General features: G+C 35.7%; 20 protein-coding genes. 4 read left to right on the forward strand and 16 right to left on the reverse strand.

Annotated elements, in window-relative coordinates:
- Nucleotides 1-11: 11 nt before the first annotated feature.
- The 4 genes from UtA1_RS15105 to UtA1_RS15120 are packed head-to-tail and all read right to left on the reverse strand — an operon-like array spanning nt 12 to nt 4,432.
- Complete coding sequence (locus tag UtA1_RS15105; RefSeq protein ID WP_096551910.1) at nt 12-1,943, reverse strand: FtsX-like permease family protein; 1,932 nt, start codon at nt 1,941-1,943, stop codon at nt 12-14.
- Nucleotides 1,915-2,688: an ABC transporter ATP-binding protein gene (locus tag UtA1_RS15110; protein ID WP_096551912.1), complete on the reverse strand. Its 774-nt coding sequence runs from the start codon at nt 2,686-2,688 to the stop codon at nt 1,915-1,917. Before UtA1_RS15110 ends, UtA1_RS15105 begins: the two co-directional genes overlap by 29 nt.
- A gap of 56 nt (nt 2,689-2,744) precedes the next feature.
- Nucleotides 2,745-3,725, reverse strand: coding sequence for a sensor histidine kinase (locus tag UtA1_RS15115; RefSeq protein WP_096551914.1), 981 nt, complete (start codon nt 3,723-3,725; stop codon nt 2,745-2,747).
- A 2-nt stretch (nt 3,726-3,727) separates the two neighbouring features.
- Complete coding sequence (locus tag UtA1_RS15120) at nt 3,728-4,432, reverse strand: response regulator transcription factor (RefSeq protein ID WP_096551916.1); 705 nt, start codon at nt 4,430-4,432, stop codon at nt 3,728-3,730.
- Nucleotides 4,433-4,668: 236 nt separating this feature from the next.
- Here UtA1_RS15120 and yhfH point away from each other — a divergent pair, with 236 nt between their 5' ends.
- Nucleotides 4,669-4,794, forward strand: coding sequence for a protein YhfH (yhfH, locus tag UtA1_RS15125; RefSeq protein ID WP_016838724.1), 126 nt, complete (start codon nt 4,669-4,671; stop codon nt 4,792-4,794).
- 298 nt (nt 4,795-5,092) lie between these two features.
- On the opposite strand, the gene UtA1_RS15130 is transcribed toward yhfH, so the two are convergent.
- Entirely contained in the window at nt 5,093-5,872 is a 780-nt protein-coding gene (locus UtA1_RS15130; RefSeq protein WP_096551918.1) for a hypothetical protein, read from the reverse strand.
- Nucleotides 5,873-6,157: 285 nt separating this feature from the next.
- On the opposite strand from UtA1_RS15130, the gene UtA1_RS17520 reads away from it, so the two are divergent.
- Both UtA1_RS17520 and UtA1_RS17525 read left to right on the forward strand, forming a co-directional pair.
- Complete coding sequence (locus tag UtA1_RS17520; protein ID WP_197722725.1) at nt 6,158-6,457, forward strand: transposase family protein; 300 nt, start codon at nt 6,158-6,160, stop codon at nt 6,455-6,457.
- 12 nt (nt 6,458-6,469) lie between these two features.
- Complete coding sequence (locus UtA1_RS17525; RefSeq protein WP_232019861.1) at nt 6,470-7,411, forward strand: transposase; 942 nt, start codon at nt 6,470-6,472, stop codon at nt 7,409-7,411.
- A gap of 212 nt (nt 7,412-7,623) precedes the next feature.
- On the opposite strand, the gene UtA1_RS15140 is transcribed toward UtA1_RS17525, so the two are convergent.
- The 9 genes from UtA1_RS15140 to hemE form a co-directional block, all read right to left on the reverse strand.
- Entirely contained in the window at nt 7,624-8,142 is a 519-nt protein-coding gene (locus UtA1_RS15140; protein ID WP_096551920.1) for a FixH family protein, read from the reverse strand.
- Nucleotide 8,143: 1 nt separating this feature from the next.
- A complete protein-coding gene (locus UtA1_RS15145) occupies nt 8,144-9,529 on the reverse strand; it encodes a sensor histidine kinase (RefSeq protein ID WP_096551922.1) in 1,386 nt (461 codons plus the stop codon).
- Nucleotides 9,526-10,203, reverse strand: a complete 678-nt coding sequence (locus tag UtA1_RS15150) for a response regulator transcription factor (RefSeq protein ID WP_096551924.1) — start codon at nt 10,201-10,203, stop codon at nt 9,526-9,528. Before UtA1_RS15150 ends, UtA1_RS15145 begins: the two co-directional genes overlap by 4 nt.
- A 2-nt stretch (nt 10,204-10,205) precedes the next feature.
- Nucleotides 10,206-11,159: a YncE family protein gene (locus tag UtA1_RS15155; RefSeq protein WP_096551926.1), complete on the reverse strand. Its 954-nt coding sequence runs from the start codon at nt 11,157-11,159 to the stop codon at nt 10,206-10,208.
- A gap of 310 nt (nt 11,160-11,469) precedes the next feature.
- Nucleotides 11,470-11,688 carry a hypothetical protein gene (locus tag UtA1_RS15160; protein ID WP_096551928.1) on the reverse strand — a complete coding sequence of 73 codons (219 nt, stop codon included), beginning with the start codon at nt 11,686-11,688 and terminating at the stop codon, nt 11,470-11,472.
- 73 nt (nt 11,689-11,761) lie between these two features.
- Entirely contained in the window at nt 11,762-11,920 is a 159-nt protein-coding gene (locus UtA1_RS17325) for a hypothetical protein (RefSeq protein ID WP_172597887.1), read from the reverse strand.
- Nucleotides 11,921-12,161: 241 nt separating this feature from the next.
- Nucleotides 12,162-13,586 carry a protoporphyrinogen oxidase gene (gene hemY / locus UtA1_RS15165; protein WP_331855372.1) on the reverse strand — a complete coding sequence of 475 codons (1,425 nt, stop codon included), beginning with the start codon at nt 13,584-13,586 and terminating at the stop codon, nt 12,162-12,164.
- Between the two features lie 12 nt (nt 13,587-13,598).
- Nucleotides 13,599-14,531: a ferrochelatase gene (gene hemH, locus UtA1_RS15170; RefSeq protein WP_096551930.1), complete on the reverse strand. Its 933-nt coding sequence runs from the start codon at nt 14,529-14,531 to the stop codon at nt 13,599-13,601.
- Nucleotides 14,532-14,557: 26 nt separating this feature from the next.
- Nucleotides 14,558-15,613: a uroporphyrinogen decarboxylase gene (hemE, locus tag UtA1_RS15175; RefSeq protein ID WP_096551932.1), complete on the reverse strand. Its 1,056-nt coding sequence runs from the start codon at nt 15,611-15,613 to the stop codon at nt 14,558-14,560.
- Nucleotides 15,614-15,917: 304 nt separating this feature from the next.
- Here hemE and UtA1_RS15180 point away from each other — a divergent pair, with 304 nt between their 5' ends.
- The gene (locus UtA1_RS15180; RefSeq protein ID WP_096551934.1) at nt 15,918-16,433 is read left to right on the forward strand and encodes an antibiotic biosynthesis monooxygenase family protein; all 516 of its coding nucleotides are present in this window, start codon (nt 15,918-15,920) and stop codon (nt 16,431-16,433) included.
- A 21-nt stretch (nt 16,434-16,454) separates the two neighbouring features.
- Here the strand turns inward: UtA1_RS15180 and UtA1_RS15185 are convergent, their stop codons facing one another.
- Nucleotides 16,455-17,441, reverse strand: a complete 987-nt coding sequence (locus tag UtA1_RS15185; protein ID WP_096551936.1) for an ornithine cyclodeaminase family protein — start codon at nt 17,439-17,441, stop codon at nt 16,455-16,457.
- Between the two features lie 21 nt (nt 17,442-17,462).
- A complete protein-coding gene (locus UtA1_RS15190) occupies nt 17,463-18,791 on the reverse strand; it encodes an MFS transporter (protein WP_096551937.1) in 1,329 nt (442 codons plus the stop codon).
- Between the last annotated feature and the right edge of the window lie 70 nt (nt 18,792-18,861).

Consider the following 18,861-nt stretch of genomic DNA (forward strand, 5'->3'; position numbering starts at 1 on the left):
GCATCCCCAACTTAATTTTTTACGTGAGCAATATATCTCCATCGAATTAAATAGAAATAAATCACTTGCAATAAAATGATGAAAGAAAAAGCAAAGATGATTTCTTTTACAATTGATATATTGGCAATATCCTTTAATATATTTTGCAAAGCCAAAAAGGCAAATAAACTATGAACCATCGCCACACCCCAAGGCAAGAAAAACTGAGGAAATAATTGTGTTGTCACAAGGCGTTTTATTTCACTATCTGCAATGCCCATTCGCTTTAACACATCAAACTTTCGCTTTTCTGAATCTAAATTGGTATGAATTTTAAAGTAAATAAAGCTTCCAGCAGCTAGTAAAAATACTGCTGCAACTAATAACCCTACCAGTGTAAATAATGCGTAAGTTGATAAAACAAAAGAATAATTTAAACCAGCATTTTCAAAATAAAAAGGCAATCCATACCGCCCTTTTTCATATTCTTTTTGTACCTCTTTGTAAATGGACAATCCAACATCTTGTGCTTCTAACCATTGGGGAATATCAAATGCAAACAAATGATATCCAGGTTCCACATGTGGATATCCACTATAAGGCTTTTTTAAACGTAAAAAATCTTCATCGCTAATAATAATAGCATTTGGACTGACAATGGAACTTGGAAATATCAACTCCGGATATACTTGATTAATCGAAATCGGTACATTATTTTCTTTCAATACTGTATGCACAGTTCTTTTCGATAGTTTTTTAATTGCCTCTTCGGAGTACGGAATAAACATTCCTTCACCAGAATCTAATCGCACCATCGGATAACCATAAGAGAACAATAGACTGTTTATATCCGATTCTCGAAATACTTCCACTTCGTAATTCGTATAAGAGGACGTCTGTTTTTTTACTTCAAATCTTGTTAAATGGTATGAAAGACCTTTCAATTCCAACTCGTTCAAAATAGATCGAATATGAGCCCTTTCATAAGGGTTATCAATATGTCCCTTATATATCAAACCTAATGGATTTAGTTGATCGTATTTTGAAGTGTACGAAGACAGGGCTGCTAGCAACCCTACACATAAAAAAGCAGCAGCTGAGACCATTGTTACAACAAAAAACATTTTTCCATTGTTTTTCATGATCAATGTTTGCTCTGCAATGGATAACATTCTTGATTTTTTCCACGAAAAACTCTTCCGCTCTTTCATGTAATGAACGAAATATGAAGTAGAATCTGTAAAGAAAAAATACGTCCCAATGGTAATGAGAATTGGTATTAAAACAACGAACGGATAAAAATTCACTCGATTTGTTAATAACGCTAATACATATCCAATTGCTAAAAGAATGACTGCTAAAATTGCTCTCTTTTTTGAAAAATGATCGTTAATATTAACAAAATGATACCATTTCAATAAATCAATTATTTTTCTTTCTGGAGAAAAGTTTATGCTAATAATGGAAATGATGACGAATGCGCTAAAATAAACGGCTGCTGTTAAGACAAACGGCTCCCATTTAAAATATAAAGGCAGTTGATCCAACATTAAAATTTCCCGAACAATCATAAAGAAAAATTTTGTGAAAGCATACCCAAAAAGGATGCCACACGCAATCGAAAGAGTTCCAATCAACGTTGTTTCCAAAAAGATAAGTCTGCTGAGCTGACGCTTTTCCATTCCTAAATGAAGCAGAATGGCAAATTCTTTAGCACGCGCTTCTAAAAATGCTTTCATCGAATAAAAAATAAAAAACCATGAAAACACGACTAAAATAATTTCAGCAAATACTAAACCGCCAATCGGCACATTCCCTAAATAACCTTCATCAATTTCGGGATGGAACATAATCATCGAGTAAATAAAAAACACAAATACGGAGAAGAAACTTGCCATAAAGAATGCTGCATATATTCGAAAATTACGGATGACGTTACGGTAAGCGAATTGATGAAAGGTCACCGACTCTTCCCCCTAACAAGCTCAACACATTCAATATTCGTTGGAAAAATGTTTGCCTACGATCATCTCGATAGATTTCGTTAAAATATTCTCCATCTTTGATAAAAAGCACTCGATCACAGAAACTAGCTGCAATCGGGTCATGAGTTACCATGATAATCGTTGCATTTCGTTCTTTATTTATTTTACTTAACAGTTCGAGCACTTCTCTTGAATTGTGGGAATCTAAATTTCCAGTTGGTTCATCTGCCAAAATAATCGCTGGCTCATGAATGAGAGCTCTTGCAATCGCTACTCTTTGTGCTTGACCACCCGATAACTCATCTGGCCTTTTCGTTAGTACTCCCATTAATCCCAACTTTTCTGCAAGCGTGTTTACTCGCTCTTCCATTAAAGAAACTGGCTGATTGTCAAGGGTAAGAGGCAGTACAATATTTTCTTCCACCGTCAACATTGGAAGCAAGTTAAAGTCTTGAAATATAAAACCAAGTTCTCGTCTTCGAAAATAAGCAAGTTCCGTTTTATTAAATAAATGAGGTTTCGTCCCATTAAAAATTATTTCGCCTGAAGTGGGTTTATCAATTGTGGAAATTAAATTTAATAACGTCGTTTTGCCGCTTCCACTAGGCCCCATGACCGCTAAAAATTCGCCTTTCTCCACTTCAAAACTCAACTGATTTAATGCTCGATTCGTTACCTTCCCTTCATACACTTTTGTTACATCGATGATTTGTAAAATTGCCATATAAGCTCCCTCTTTAAGCAAATTCTGTTTAAGATTCATTATTATTGGGAAATGTTTTAGAAATTCACCGAAATGATTGTTCCCTTACCGACTTCGGATTCAATCTTTAATTCGTGACCCAACTTCTCACAAATTTCCTTCGCCAAATATAGCCCCATACCTGTAGACTCTCCCGTTTTTCGACCATTTTCTCCTGTAAAAAAGGGGTTAGTCACTCGCGATAAATCAGATTTTGGAATTCCAATTCCTTCATCTTGAACATACAACGTAACATTTGAATCGTTTTTTTTCACAAAAATTTTTACCTTTTTATTTTGCTCGAAAGTATATTTTACTGCGTTCGTAATAAACTGGTTAAGCATAAATTTTAACCATTTGGAATCTGTTGTAACTGTTATTTTTTCATCAATATCAATGACCGGAAAGACATGTTTCGTAATAAATAAACGCTTATTGTCATTAATTGTTGCAGTGACAACACCTTTTAAGTTAACTTGTTCAATTTGCATATCCTCTTCAAACTTCTCAAGCCTTGCATTCATTAATACCATTTCCATGCCTCTTTTTAGTCGATCCACTTCCTCTTGGAGACTGGTTTTATCTAGGTTATTTTCCTCTTCCTGTAATAATAATTCTAAAACAGAGATAGGCGTTTTCATTTGGTGAATCCATTGATTTAAAAACTTTTCTTGTCTATTTTGGGTTGCATATAGATTTTGAACTTCATTTTGATACAGTCGATACAGTTCTTGGAAATAGGCTTCTGTTTGTAGATGCTCTGGTGTTTTTGCATTTTTTTGAAGCGCATCATCCATCGAGTTCGGCATATTGGAGATTCGTTCTAGAAAGTTTTTTCGAAACACATAACGAATGGCAAGATAGGAAAATGTAAGTAATAGGCTAATGATGACAGAATAAATTGCTGTATCTAAATTCCGAAAACCATCTAGCCAATATAGCGATAAAATGAATAAAACGACAATTAGCTCAAAGAGGATGAACGAAATATTTTCCTTTACAAATAATTTCAATCCCATGCTTACATTTCCTCCGAACTTAAAACAAATCGATAACCAGCCCCACGAACTGTTTCAATCACAGATTGAACATCATATTCTGTTAGTTTCTTTCGTACTCGGGTCATATTGACATTCAATGTATTTTCATCGACAAAGGCTTGGTCATCCCAAAGCTCTTCCAATAATTTTTCTCGCGATACGACCTTTGGCGACTCTCTCATTAAAATATTTAAAATGGCACATTCTTTTTTCTGTAGCGGTATCTCCGTATTTTTCACATGCAATTCCATTCGTTCTAAATAAAGAGTCAATTGACCTAATTGAACAGTTCTCTCTTCTTGTCGTGAAGAATATTCACCATAAGTCCGTCTTAAATGACTTTTAATTTTTGCTAACACTATTTCATAATTGAATGGTTTTGTAATAAAATCATCCCCGCCATTCTCTAAGGCAAATATTTGATCCATCTCCCCGGAACGTGCGGAAATAAATATTATTGGACATTTCGTATATTGTCTTAACTGTCTGCACCAATAATAGCCATCATAAGAAGGCAAGTTTATATCAAGCAAAATTAAATGTGGTGAAAATGCCATACATTCTTCCACAATTTCCTCAAAGTTTTTCACAATCTCAACTTCATATTGGTATCTTTTTAACGTTTCAGCCAATAGTGAAGCAATTTTATAATCATCCTCTATTATAAAAATCCTCGAATTTTCCAAAATCATTCCCCCTTTTCTGGAATGTCTAACTCTATTTTATCAAAAAAATTATAACGTTCATTTCATAGCACATTTTGATTTTCGATTTTGGCAATTTTTTCTTACCGATTCACAAAATATTCACAAAACAGTTTTGTAAAATGGGCATTTTCCTTATTGACGAATCCAAACTGTTATAATACAATTACAAATACAAACACCTATTATAAAACAGTTAATCATAAGGAGGTCCCCCTATGTTAGAAAATATTGTTGAATTCTTCAAAAATTTGCCAGATAAAATCTGTGTAAAATGCGGTGAAAAAATTGAAGAACAAAGTGAATGCTACACTAACACATGTGACAAATGCAGTTCACTATAATGATTGTTTATAAATAGTTGCTTACCTAATTGAATGAACTTACTATTAAATCGCTTAACAACATTGAAAATCGCTTATAAATTCGCTTATTTATTTTCAAACGTGAAGAGGCTTGAACAAATTCGCCTCTATCAATATATAAAGATTAAATTCGCTGTTTCCTGTTATCATATATGTTTGTCGGCTTAAGTTTTCAATCAGGAGAACTTAAGCCATTTTTTTCATTTGAAAAGTCTGTCATGATGGATGTTTATTTCAAAAAAAGTAGCAGCACATCCCTTGTAAGGTCTGTACTGCTTTAAATTTCGTTTCCAGCATTGACGATTACTTGTTCTGACAATATTTCCTGACTACCTATAAGCGGTTTTGTTACATATCTAGAAGTAATGGATAGTGGTGCGATCCCTTTACCTACAATATAAGATCGAACATCTAAAACTATGATACCTGCTGTTAACACATAATTTTTCCCATCAATTCTTTTCCTCGAATCAAAATCCGTATAGAATCCATCAAGAAAATTTACAGGCTCTAGTTCAGCCATTTTATAAACAATATCATTTTGATCTTTTGAATCGACATATTTTAACGCCGTATAAATATTTTTCATTATAAAATTGTTATATGTCACGTTAATTGCATGTCTGTTACTACTAGGTTTATTATTCCATTCGAATTCAATGATGATTCTGGCTGCATCTCTCTCTTCATCTCTTGCTAAATCCATGACAATTGTATTAAACATTAAATGATTATGCTGTTTAGTAAAATCATTTTTCTCATAAATAATTTTTCGATGTTCCTCAATTATTCTATTATTATATCCATAGTGTTTAACTGTATTATTTTCAATCATGTTTACTAAAGATAAATGGTTTTGATAGTTTTTATCAAACTCTTTAATTTTCTCAATATCTACTTTCGAATATCCTTCGTTTTCTAATTGAGATTTACTTTTTGTTGAAAGCAATTCCATATTTTCATAATCATCGTAATCTAATTCTTTCTCTAGATTTAACCAAAACAATAAAATAATGAAACTAATGCCAAACAAAATAATGAAAATTTTTCTCATCATTAATAAACTAATACCTCTTTCAAAAGTGAATTATTTTTTTCACTATATATCAATAACCAAAAATTAGGAATAGACTGAAAATACTATTTTTATCAAAAATCGGAAAATATATATTTAACGAAAAAATTCTCCTTTTACTCATGTTATAAGATTTAATGGCTCTATAATATTTGGTGTTGGTGGATACAACCAGCACCATTTTTTTACACAAAAAAATGAGACATGTGACAAACTCTGGTAAAATGTAATCGAACAAAACCTCATTTCCCAAAGGAGTTGTGTCACATGTCTCACCATCATTCTATACGAAACCTACTCAATATAAAAGACAAAAATATCACATTTGATGAAAATTTTTGTGCAGAAGAACTCATTAAAGGGGTCCAATCAAAAGTCTTTTATGGCCAATTAACTTACCAACCAAAAGCGTGCTATGCTTGTGGACATGTCTTTGATGATCAAATCATTAAACACGGTTTTAAAACGTCTCTCATTAAAATGCCTAACATTTCAGTTTTTCATACCTACTTAAAATTGCGTAAACAGCGTTATTTCTGTAAACATTGTCATTCCACGTTTACTTGAAAAACGAGCGTCGTGGCTAAAAACTGTTGTATTTCCAACAATACCAAAGTATCGATTGCTTTAAACGCCAAAGATAAAATATCCGAAAAAGATATTGCGATGAAACATCATGTTTCTCATGCCACTGTCAGTCGTGTCATTGACAGCTTTTATAGCTACTATCAACCAAATGTTCACTACCTTCCAAAGCATTTGTGTTTTGATGAGTTTAAATCAGTGAAATCCGCAGCTGGAGCGATGTCCTTTATTTTCTGCGACTCTGAAACGGGGGAGATTGTGGATATCGTGGAGGACCGAAGATTACATCCTCAAAGAGTATTTCTTACGGTATTCCAAGAAGGCGAGAGATGCGGTAAAAACGATTGTCATCGATATGTACAGCCCTTATATTTCCTTAATCCAAGAAGTTTTCCCGACAAATTCCATATCCTCCAACTATTTAGCAGAGCTTTAAACAAAACGCGCATCAACGTCATGAATCGGGATAAAAAGAATTACAATAAATTGAAAACATACTGGAAGCTCCTTCTGAAAGATCAAACAAAACTTGATTATAAGAACTATACATATCATCGTTGCTTTAAAAAGCATATGTGTGAGGTGGAGATTCTCCACTATCTCATTGATTTAGATTCTGAATTAAAAGCGTCCTATGAGTTATACCAATACGTTCGCCATTGCATCAAAACCAAAGACTTTGAGCTCCTAAAGAAAACATTAGAGAATAAACAAAATATCGTTTCCAGCTATATGAAAACCGCCATCAAGACAATCAACAAATACATCAATTACGTCGAGAATACGCTAAAGTACGATTATAATAACGGCATTTTAGAGGGGATTAATAACAAAATCAAAGTGATTAAACGCATTTCTTTCGGTTATCGATCCTTCTATCACTTTAGAAACCGAATATTCATTACCCAAAACTTAGCGAAAATAAAGACAGCTTAGGGGAACCTCGAATTTCCCCTAAGCCATCCGATTACATATTACCAAATAATGTCACTAAAATTTATTCACCAACACCATTTGACAAAGAACCGATTTAATCATAAAAGTATCTGTTAATTCTAAAAAATATCATAGCCTGTGAAATTTTTACGAAACGTAAAATTTCACAGGCTTTCATTTCTGAAGTGTATATTATTTTTCATTATTTGAAACTAGTGATTACTTCCATGAGAATCTCCATGTCCATGCTGACTATGATCGTGTTGCATTTGTTCAGTATCCTCTTTTGAAGTATCTTCTTCTGGGATTACTTTATCCATATCCGGCTCTCCTGCCACGATTTGTTGTTTCGGCATGACATGTAAGCCGCGAGCTGTCGTATGTGCATACATATAATAAACTCCATCATGATCAAAAGTATATTCTGCTTTATAAACGCCATCACCGACATGTTCCCCTGTAATCATTGTTCCATGATCGCGCAATCCTGATTCCCAAACTTCAAATTTTACTTCATCTGCATCCTCCACATTTTCATTGTTTTGTGTTACATGAGCAGCTAGTTCCACCGGTTCTCCGACTTTCACTTCTGTAGGCGTTAATATTTCTACTTTTACTTCCAAATCGGATACATCAATTGGTTCTTCATTTGTATCAACTTCCGGTTCATTTGATGAACACCCCATCATCAACATTGGTACAGCTAATAATGTAATCAACATTTTTTTCATATTAATCTTCCTCCATTATTGGTAATGATATTTTCACAAGCGTTCCTTTTCCGAGAACACTATCTATATGCAATTTTCCATCATGTAACTTCACCAATTGCTCTACTATTGATAATCCTAATCCTGCCCCACCGTCAAATCGACTTCGCGCCTTATTGACCCGGTAGAATCTTTCGGTCACATGAGGGAGATCTTCTGCTGGAATACCGATTCCTTCATCTTGAAACTCGATGATTGCATGATGATTAGATTGATAACAATTGATGGCGACTTTGCCATTTTCATTTGAGTAGCGTATTGCATTTTCAATCACGTTAATGAAAATTCGTTTTAATTTTTCTTCATCCCCTTGGACAATTATATTGTCGTCTAGGTTTGTTGCAATGATAATGTTCTTTTCATGAGCTTGTCCTTCCAATAGCTTAATTGACTCCCGAATGGTCTCGGATAAAACAATCGGAAACAGTTCGATTTCTTCACTATCTTTTCTAACAAGCTGAAGCAATTCGTTTGTCATGCGTTCCATGCGATTCGCTTCACGATGAATTAGCTCCATTGCCTCATCTCGTTCTTTTCCTACTAATAGTTGTTGCTGAATAGCCTCACTATAACCTTTAATATAACTAATTGGTGTACGTAATTCATGAGAAACGGTTGCTAAGAAGGATTTTTGTTTTTCATCTTCTCGTTGAATCGCTTCTGCCATATGGTTAAATGCATCTGACAGCATTCCGACTTCATCTTTTGAAGTCACCTTTACCCTTGCACTGTAATCCCCTTCTGACATTTGTTCTACTGCTCGTTGCAATTCATTGAGCGGACGCATGATTCGCTGTAAACTTTTATAAACAAAAATGGCAATGACGAGAGTAAAAAGCAATCCTCCCACCATCAATATAGCCACTTCATTTTTAGCTAATTCAGTAATTTTTGCCAAAGGATAATAAATATAAATAATTCCTTCCAATCTTTTTTGATCCGTGAGTGGCAATATCACCGAAACCACTTCTCGCTTGAATCGCTCTTCGTATCCGATTTTTGTAACAGTCTCTCCATTTAATAAAATCCGCCGTTCGTTCGGACCAATCAACGTATTATAATCGATTTCAAAAGGGACGCAAGCACTTAGTTCACGAGGGTTCCGGACTGCAAATACATGATAGTTCGAATGCATATTAAACGCTTCAACCATCTCCACATATTCATCGGTTACTTTACCACCTGTATACATGGATTGGATGTTTTCACCAATCTCCATCATCTCGCTTTTTGTATCTTCCACATAAAATTGTTCATAGAGAAAATCTGCAAATAGATACATAAATACGATGGTCACCATTAAGTAAGCAATGATTAACACCCAAATTTTTGTTGATAACTTTCTCATACTAGTTCGAAGCGATAGCCAATCCCCCACACTGTTTGGATGTAGTCGCTTGCCTCCTTTGAAATTTTCCCTAATTTTAATCTTAATGTTTTAATATGGGTATCGACCGTCCTCGTCCCACCATCATAATCAATCTCCCAAATCTTCTCTAATAATTGTTCGCGGGAAAAAACTGTACTTGGATTTTTCATAAATAATTGAAGCAAATCGAATTCTTTTAATGTTAATGTTACTTTTTGATTGTTGACATACACTTTTCGAGAGACTTCATCTAACTTAATAACCCCTCTTTCAAGAATCGGTTGTCTATTTAAGCCCGTCCTTCTTAAAACTGCCTGTATTCTGGCAACTAATTCGCTAGCAGTGAAAGGTTTCACGATGTAATCATCCCCACCGATTGTCAAACCTTTCACTTTGTCTTCATTGCCATCTCTTGCTGTTAAAAAGATTATTGGTACGGAAGAAATATTACGGATTTTTTGGCAGACAAGAAATCCGTCTTCATTGGGCATCATGACATCCAGAAGGACGATATCCGCTTCATTTGATTCGATTATTGGATAAGCATCTTTTCCACTTTCAACGGCGATTGTATGAAAAAAGGATTTAGAAAGCATCACTTCTATTAAATTTCTCATATCTTGTTCATCATCTAAGATTAGTACTGTCGGCATCTTCAAACCTCCCTCACTAGCAGCTGGAACGGTCCATGTTCGGTGGAAACCGATTTCTGTATCTCCCCATTTTGTATAAAATAAATTTGATTGTCGTCAAAGCCAGCAACGATGATTTGATCTTTAAAAGAAGCTACAGCAAATGGGTTTGCACCTACTTCTTTTCTCCATAACACATTACCCTTCACATCACAAGCAAACAATTCATTTGAGCCATGATTCGTGATGTATATAATATCTTCATTTCTAGTAAATCCAACAGGCATATGGGAAACTTGAATTTCTTGAATGAACTGCCCCGTTTTTAAATCATGTACTTTTACAACTTGATTTGGACGACTTCCAGCGCCGTGTCCACCTATCCAAAGGGTGTTTGTTTCTTCCACAATCATTAAACCACTAGATGATTTATCTATACTCCATTCATCAACCAGTGTCATTGATTTTATATCTACAACTGAAAGTACAGGTGCCTTGTAGTTGATAATATATAATTTCCCTTGATGACTATCCATTGACATTGGATAATCCGTTAAACGAAGTTCTCCTTGTTTTTTTCCATGTTCATCAAAGGAAATGACTGTATTATGTTTACTATTGGTAATGAACAGTAAATGTTCTTCTTGATCGTAATAGGCATTTGTTGTTCCAATCCCCGTTTCAATCGACTGAATTAATTTTCCTGTGGATAGCTCATAAATATCGATTTCATTTAGTTGATGCCCGTATAGCACAAGTCGATCGAAAGGAATTAGCGTTGCACCAGTGTATGATTTATCGAATTTCCATGTTGCAATTCGTTCACCTTTCGAATCAAAAAAATCGAGGGAAGGATCTATTATATTTAGAGAAGCAACAAAGGATTGGTGTTGATTTATCGATTGAAAACGCTCATCTTCACATCCTTGTAATATCCAAAAACAGAAAATGATTATGAAGGTTATCCATCTTTTCAAACAATCACCCCAAGTTCTATAGTAATGAAAAATTGTGAAGTTTGAATGAAATAAATTTGACAATCAATTCAATTTTTTCATTTATTATAGCTAAAATTTGTGTCGATACTATTTCGGCTTGTGCAGATGCAACTTCGGCTTGTGCATATAAACCGAGCTTGTGCACATAACACCCGCGCTCGTGCACTTAACTCCACGCTTGTGCATATAACACCCGCGCTCGTGCACTTAACTCCACGCTTGTGCATATAACACCCGCGCTCGTGCACTTAACTCCACGCTTGTGCACATAACACCCGCGCTCGTGCACTTAACTCCACGCTTGTGCATATAACACCCGCGCTCGTGCATTTACCTCCTCGGCTTGTGCATATAACACTCTCACTCGTGCATTTACCTCCTCGGCTTGTGCATATAACACCCGCACTCGTGCACTTAACTCCTCGGCTTGTGCATATAACACCCGCACTCGTGCACTTAACTCCTCGGCTTGTGCATAAAACACCCGCGCTCGTGCACTTAACTCCACGCTTGTGCATATAACACCCGCGCTCGTGCATTTATCTCCTCGTCTTGTGCATATAACACCCGTGCTCGTGCACTTAACTCCACGCTTGTGCATATAACACCCGCGCTCGTGCATTTATCTCCTCGGCTTGTGCATATAACACCCGCGCTCGTGCACTTAACTCCTCGGCTTGTGCATATAACACCCGTGCTCGTGCATTTAACTCCTCGGCTTGTGCATATAACACTCTCACTCGTGCACTTTACTCCACGCTTGTGCATATAACACCCTCACTCGTGCATTTACCTCATTCACCCGTGCATTTCATATGCATCCTTACCTTTTCCAGTTCCGACTTTCTCCTAATTAAAAATACGAAAAGTGCTGTTCCGAAAGTCAATGAACACTGACATTCCGGAGCAGCACTTTAACTAGTAAATGATGAGATACCATAAAACTGTTCAGCAATTTTTTAACTCGCTACCATCACATTATTACGCTAAAATACTAGACTCTTCATGAAATAATTCCGACATGATTTCACGTGCAGCCTGTTTTCCTTGCGATACACAATCTGGAACACTGATTCCTTCATAAGAACTTCCGGCTAATTTAACATGAGGGAATTCTTTCTTCAGGATTTCTCTCATTTTCTGCAAACGTTTCTCATGGCCAACCGTATATTGTGGCATTGATTGCTTCCAGCGAGAAACTACCGTAAATTGAGGTTGTTGCTTGATGCCAAGAGATTTCTCTAAATCATGAAGAACCGTTTTTTCTATATCTGCATCCGACAATTCAACGATTGCTTCATCCCCTACACGACCAATATACGTTCGGAGCAAATCATATCCAGCTGGAGCTACATTGTCCCATTTATGATTACACCATGTACAAGTCGTAATTGAAATATCACTATTTCTCGAGAAATAAAAATTAATTGCATCTTCATAAAGCTGATTTTCTAATTTTTGAAAAGCCATCGTTACCGTTGCAATCGTTGCATAGTTCATATCGGGTATTTCATGAAAAAATCCGTAATGCTCAAACATTTTTTTCGCTTCATTTAAAGGCGTTGTCACAATCACTGCATGGCATTTTAATGGAGCAATATTATTAAAGTAGATTTGTAGTGTCCCATCTTGCAATTTATCAATCGATTCAACTTTGACTCCTTTTAAAATCGATTTAGGCGGTAAATGTTCCTCTATTTTTTCCACTAAAGTTTCCAAGCCATTTTTGAAAGTTTGAAACCCTTTCACCTGACTATGAAGTAATGAAAATTGCGTTTTTTTCATTCCATAAATTAAGCTACGATATTGTTTTTCCATTTCATATATTTCAGGAAACATTGATTGGATACTCAACCGATCAATGTCTCCTGCGAAAGTACCTGCTAGCAGCGGCTCCACTAAATTTTCAACTACTTCTTTCCCAAAACGGCGCCGGAAAAAGTCCCCAATCGGTTCATCCTTATCTTCTTTAGTTTTAGGCAATAATAAATCTCCTGCAGCACGAAATTTTCCACTTAATGAAACAATCCCAGAAGTTAATAATGAGGGGACAATAGGTGCTCCACCAAACAAAATGCTTTTCGGAATTGGATATAGGTGTTTACCTACAGCCACATAAGTTTGACCTTCTCTATTGCATACAACTTCATCTTGAATGCCTAAATGTTTGGTTATTTCAATCATGCTCTCATCATGATCAATAAAAGATTCCGGACCCCGTTCAATAATGAATCCATCTTTCCTTAACGTTTGGATTTTACCACCTAATCGTAATGAAGATTCGATTAACACCACATCTAATGGTAAGTGATTTTCCCGTGCACACTTATTTAAATAGAACGCTGCTGTTAATCCCGTTATACCGCCGCCAATTACAGCAATTTTCTTTCTAATCGTCACCCTCATCATCACTTTCTATTATTTCTCTAACTTTTTAAAAATGGCATCTACCATCGCATCGATAAATAAAGGATGGGTACTTGGCATTGGTGGGCGATAGTAATGCGCCCCTAGCTCATCACATACATCTTTACATTCAATATCGTTGTCATATAATACTTCCAAATGCTCTGTTACGAAGCCGACTGGTGCATATACGAACGAACGGTATCCTTTTTTCTCATAAAGTTCTCGAGTCAAATCTTGAACATCTGGACCAAGCCACGGTTCAGGTGTTTGTCCTGCAGATTGCCATCCAATTTCAATATTTTGAATCCCCGTTTTTTCTTGAATCAAACGAGCCGTTTCAATGAGCTGTTCCTCATATGGGTCGCCCAAATTTTTAATTTTTTCTGGCAGTGAATGGTTCGAAACAATTACACAAGCTTTTTCTCTTTCTTCCTCCGTCATTTTATCAAATTCTGCTAGGATCGCTTGTGACCAATATTCAATAAATTTCGGTTCATCATACCATGCTTCTACTGAAGTGATGTTTAGTGTACCGCCTAATTTTTCAGCAGCTTCTTTCGCTCGACCATTATATGATTTAATAGAAAACGTTGAAAAATGAGGCGCCAATACAATCGAAACGGCTTCTCGAATTCCATCTTTCACCATTTCTTCGACTGCATCTTCAATAAATGGTTCAATATGTTTTAATCCGATATAAAGTTTATATTCCACTTCGTCTTGTACTTCATTTAATCGATTGACAAGCGCTTCTGCTTGTTTCTTAGTCATTTCTGCAAGAGGAGAAATTCCGCCAATCGCCTTATAACGATCTTTTAAATCCTCTAAATGTTCATCAGAAGGCTTTCGTCCATGACGAATATGCGTGTAATATCTTTCAATATCTTCTTCTTTATATGGCGTTCCATAAGCCATTACTAGTAGACCGTGTACTGGTTTCAATGTTTTCACCTCAAAAAATTTTTTCATCATTCATTATTTAGTTTTGCAATCCGTTCACGACTATAATCATGAATCAATGCTGTTAATCGTTTTAATACTTCCGGATTTACTTCTGGGAATATACCATGTCCTAAATTAAATATATGTCCTGGCACTTCAATTCCTTGATCAATAATGTCTTTCGTTCTGCGTTCAATTACGGACCAGTCCGCTAATAAAATGGAAGGGTCTAAGTTTCCTTGAACAGCTTTCTCTACTCCTAGTTCACGAGCTTTTCGAATTGGCATGCGCCAGTCAAGTCCAATTACATCAATCGGTAAATCATTCCAATCGTTGATTAAATGACTTGCGCCCACACCAAATAAAATTAATGGTACATTTTGATTTCGTAATTCTGCAAAAATGCGAGTCATAACTGGTTTAATGAATACTCGGTAATCTTCAACGTTCAATGCGCCAACCCAAGAGTCAAACACTTGAATTGCACTAGCTCCAGCTTCCACTTGAGCTGTGATATCAGCAATAATCATATCTGCTAATTTATCCATCAATTTAAACCAAGCTTTTGGATCGGATACCATGAACGATTTTGTCTTGCTGTAATTTCGAGATGGACCGCCTTCAATCATGTAGCTAGCTAAAGTAAAGGGAGCACCTGTAAATCCAATTAACGGCACATTCAATTGCTCTTCCGTTAACATTTTAATCGTCTCAAGCACGTATGGAGTATGTTCTTTCGGATAAAATTCCCCTAACTTTTCAACATCTTCCGCACTTCTAATAGGGTTTGAAATCACTGGTCCAACACCGGCTTGAATTTTTACATCGACCCCGATACCAGGCAAAGGCGTCACGATATCTTTATAAAGTATTGCGGCATCAACGTTATATTGTTCCACAGGTAATCTTGTTACATATGCACAAAGTTCTGGTTGTTGAGTAATTTCCTCCAGTGAATATTTTTCTTTTAATTTTCGATACTCTGGTTGAGAGCGCCCTGCTTGACGCATATACCAAACAGGAGTATATTCCGTTCGTTCTCCTCTCGCTGCTCTAATCAGTGTGTCGTTTATTTGCCTCATTTTTTCTTTACCTTCCCCTCAAAAATAATCAATTTGACGAAAAGTGCAATGAAATCGATTTCAATCTTTCACTTTTCTACAAATTTCATCGCTATATAATGCTACAATTCATAATAATAACTTTATACTTACAAATAATCTACTAAGTCATTGATACCCTTCAATATATACTGTTCCTTTATCATTGTATAGCTTTCTCTGACAAATGTCATAAATTTGTTCTTTAAATAGCACATTTTTCTCAATTAAATTATGACAAATTTTAGACAATATATTGCATTTATTATTTAAGGAGGAATAAAATATGAATATTTACATGACGACAGGAACTCCACAATTTATGGAAAAATTACATCAAAAATATGAAAACGAAAATATGTATATCTTGTATGGCATAAACGAAACGCTTTTACTACATGAAACTGAGAGAAAAACCGTCTTTCAAACACCGCGGAAATATGAAGTGGTAGATGGATTAAATGAACTACAACAAGCAGGTTTCTTTACTTTTTACCATATCCCAGTTTCTGATGAAGGACGACCTGTCTTTGAAAAAAACATTTTACAGCGATTGGGCGGAATGAAAGTTCAAACTGGATTAATGGCTTATCGAATACTACGCCCAAAAAAATCTGAGACATATATAATTCTCTTCCAATGGACAAATAAACGTGCTTATGACATATGGAAAAAATACGATCCATTCGCTTATGAACTCGAACATTTTTCCGTAGGAGTAAAAAAAGACAATATTTTTAATGCTGCAACATACATTACAACTTATTCTGGCGCAAAACAAAAAAATAATGAAGAAAGCTGACTCAAGTATTGAGTCAGCTTTTTACATTAAATCGATAATTGTTCCTATACGATGTTCTAATGCTTTATAGTAGACGCCTTTTGCAACTGCAAGGTCGTAGTAGGATGCACCAACCGATTTGAAAAAAGTGATTTCATCCTCACTTTCCCTCGGAGCAATTTTCCCACTTACTAATAATTCCAGTTCGCCATGCACATCTTCAAAGGACCATTCACCACTATTATTCGCATCAATTAATTCACCTGCTTCTTCCATAATCCCTTCAAGATCATCCACTACTATTTTGGAAGCTCGTAAAATGGTTGTACGATCGATTTCACACATATGAGGTAAGTAAGATCCGACTCCGTTAATGTGGACACCAGATTTTAAATATTTCCCATTAAACACTGGTGTCGTTGAATTTGTCGCACAACAAATAATTTCTGACTTCGAAACTGCCTCATTCACATCATCTACTAGTTCAATGGATGCAGTTACACCATGTCCTACTAATTGTTGTTTAAATTGAAACGCTTTTTCCTTTGAACGATTAAACAATAAAATTTTCTCAATCTTCCTTACTGCCATTACGCCTAGCGCTTGCTCAAAAGCCATGCGACCTGTACCTACGATTGTCAACACCTTCGCATCTTGTTTCGCAAGTTTCTTTGTTGCTAATCCTGTCATCGCCCCGGTGCGAAGCCTCGTCAAATAAGAAGCATTCATAACTGCCAAATGCTCTCCGTTTTCCGTGCTAGTTAAAACAATAATCCCTTGCGTTGTCGGTAGCCCCTTTGCTGAATTGTTCGGGAAAATTGTTACTACTTTAACACTGGCAAAGTGATGTTCCAAATCTGCACTCGGCATATATAAAGAAGAAGCATTTTTTTCCGGAAATTCAAGCACTGTTCTGATTGGTGCCAACACTTTATTTTCTTGCTTTGCTATTAGCATTTCTTCCACATCTTTTAATGCATCTTCCATTTTATAGATGCTCTTAATCTGTTTTTCATTTAATAGAATCAATGACCACACGCTCCATTTTTACTAAACACTTTGCAATTCTTTCTTTTTCACTTCTTTACCTTTAAATTCATCCAATTCTTGATTATTCTTATCTTTCACTGTTAATACAGCAATAAAAGAGATGACCGCTGTCAAGATGATATATAACGCAACAGGAACGTAAGAATTATTAAATTCAACTAGCAGCCATGTTGCAATCAACGGCGCTGTTCCTCCAGCCAAGGCAGCCCCAATTTGATATCCTAATGAAACCCCAGTATAACGAACTTTTGCATCGAATATTTCAGAAAACATTGTTCCCAGCACAGAAGTAATCGGAGCCCAAATAATTCCCAATCCAAGCACTGTAGCAATTAGGAGTGTCGCAAATGTTCTTTGTTCGAGCAACCAAAAATAAGGAAACGCATATAAAATCATTCCGATTGTTCCCGTAATATAAACTTTTTTTCTACCAATTTTATCAGATAAGCTACCCATATACGGCATTAAAATTGTTGTAATAATTGTAGCAATCATGATGGATATTAACACTTGTGAACTTTTAAATCCTAAGTTGTTCGTACCATAGGAAACAATAAATGTAGAGAAAATGTAAAATGGTGCAGTTTCTACAACTTTTCCACTTACAGCAATAATAACCTCTTTCCACTGCGTTTTAAAAATTTCTATGAAAGGCAACTTCGGAATTTCTCCGGATTCTTGTACTTTTTTAAAGGAAGGCGTTTCATCTAATCCTTTACGAATCCAAAGACCAAAGATTACTAATAAAGCACTTAAAATAAATGGAATACGCCATCCCCAAGCAACGAAACTTTCAGGCGAAACAATAGAAGTAATAAAAGATAACGCTCCCGAACCTAAAAACATCCCAATTGTGACACCCATTTGTGGGAAGGCACCGTAAAAGCCCCGTCTTTCTTTTGGAGAATATTCAACAGCAAGTAATACTGCTCCTCCCCATTCTCCTCCAATTCCAAGTCCTTGAACTAATCGTAAAACAATTAATATGATTGGAGCCGCTATGCCAATTGCTTGATATGTAGGTAATAATCCCATTAATACTGTCGCTATCCCCATAATTGATAATGTTAAGACGAGTGTACGTTTTCTTCCGATTTTATCTCCAATATATCCAAAGATGATTCCTCCAAATGGACGGATGAAGAATGCAAGCGCAAGAGATGCATAAGACGCAAGCAACCCTACCGTCGGATCGTCGGTTACAAAGAACACTTGATTGAATACAAGTCCCGCTACCGTTCCATAAAGGAAGTAGTCGAACCATTCAATTGAACTTCCTACTAAACTTGCAATCCAAACTTTCGTCATAACATTTTTGCTTGTACTCATGTTAGTCCCTCCTATTGAATATATAAAAATTGAAGTGTCACTTAAATTTATGCAAGAAATCATACATTCA

This window comes from Ureibacillus thermosphaericus (assembly GCF_002370195.2).
Taxonomy (GTDB): Bacteria; Bacillota; Bacilli; order Bacillales_A; family Planococcaceae; genus Ureibacillus; species Ureibacillus thermosphaericus.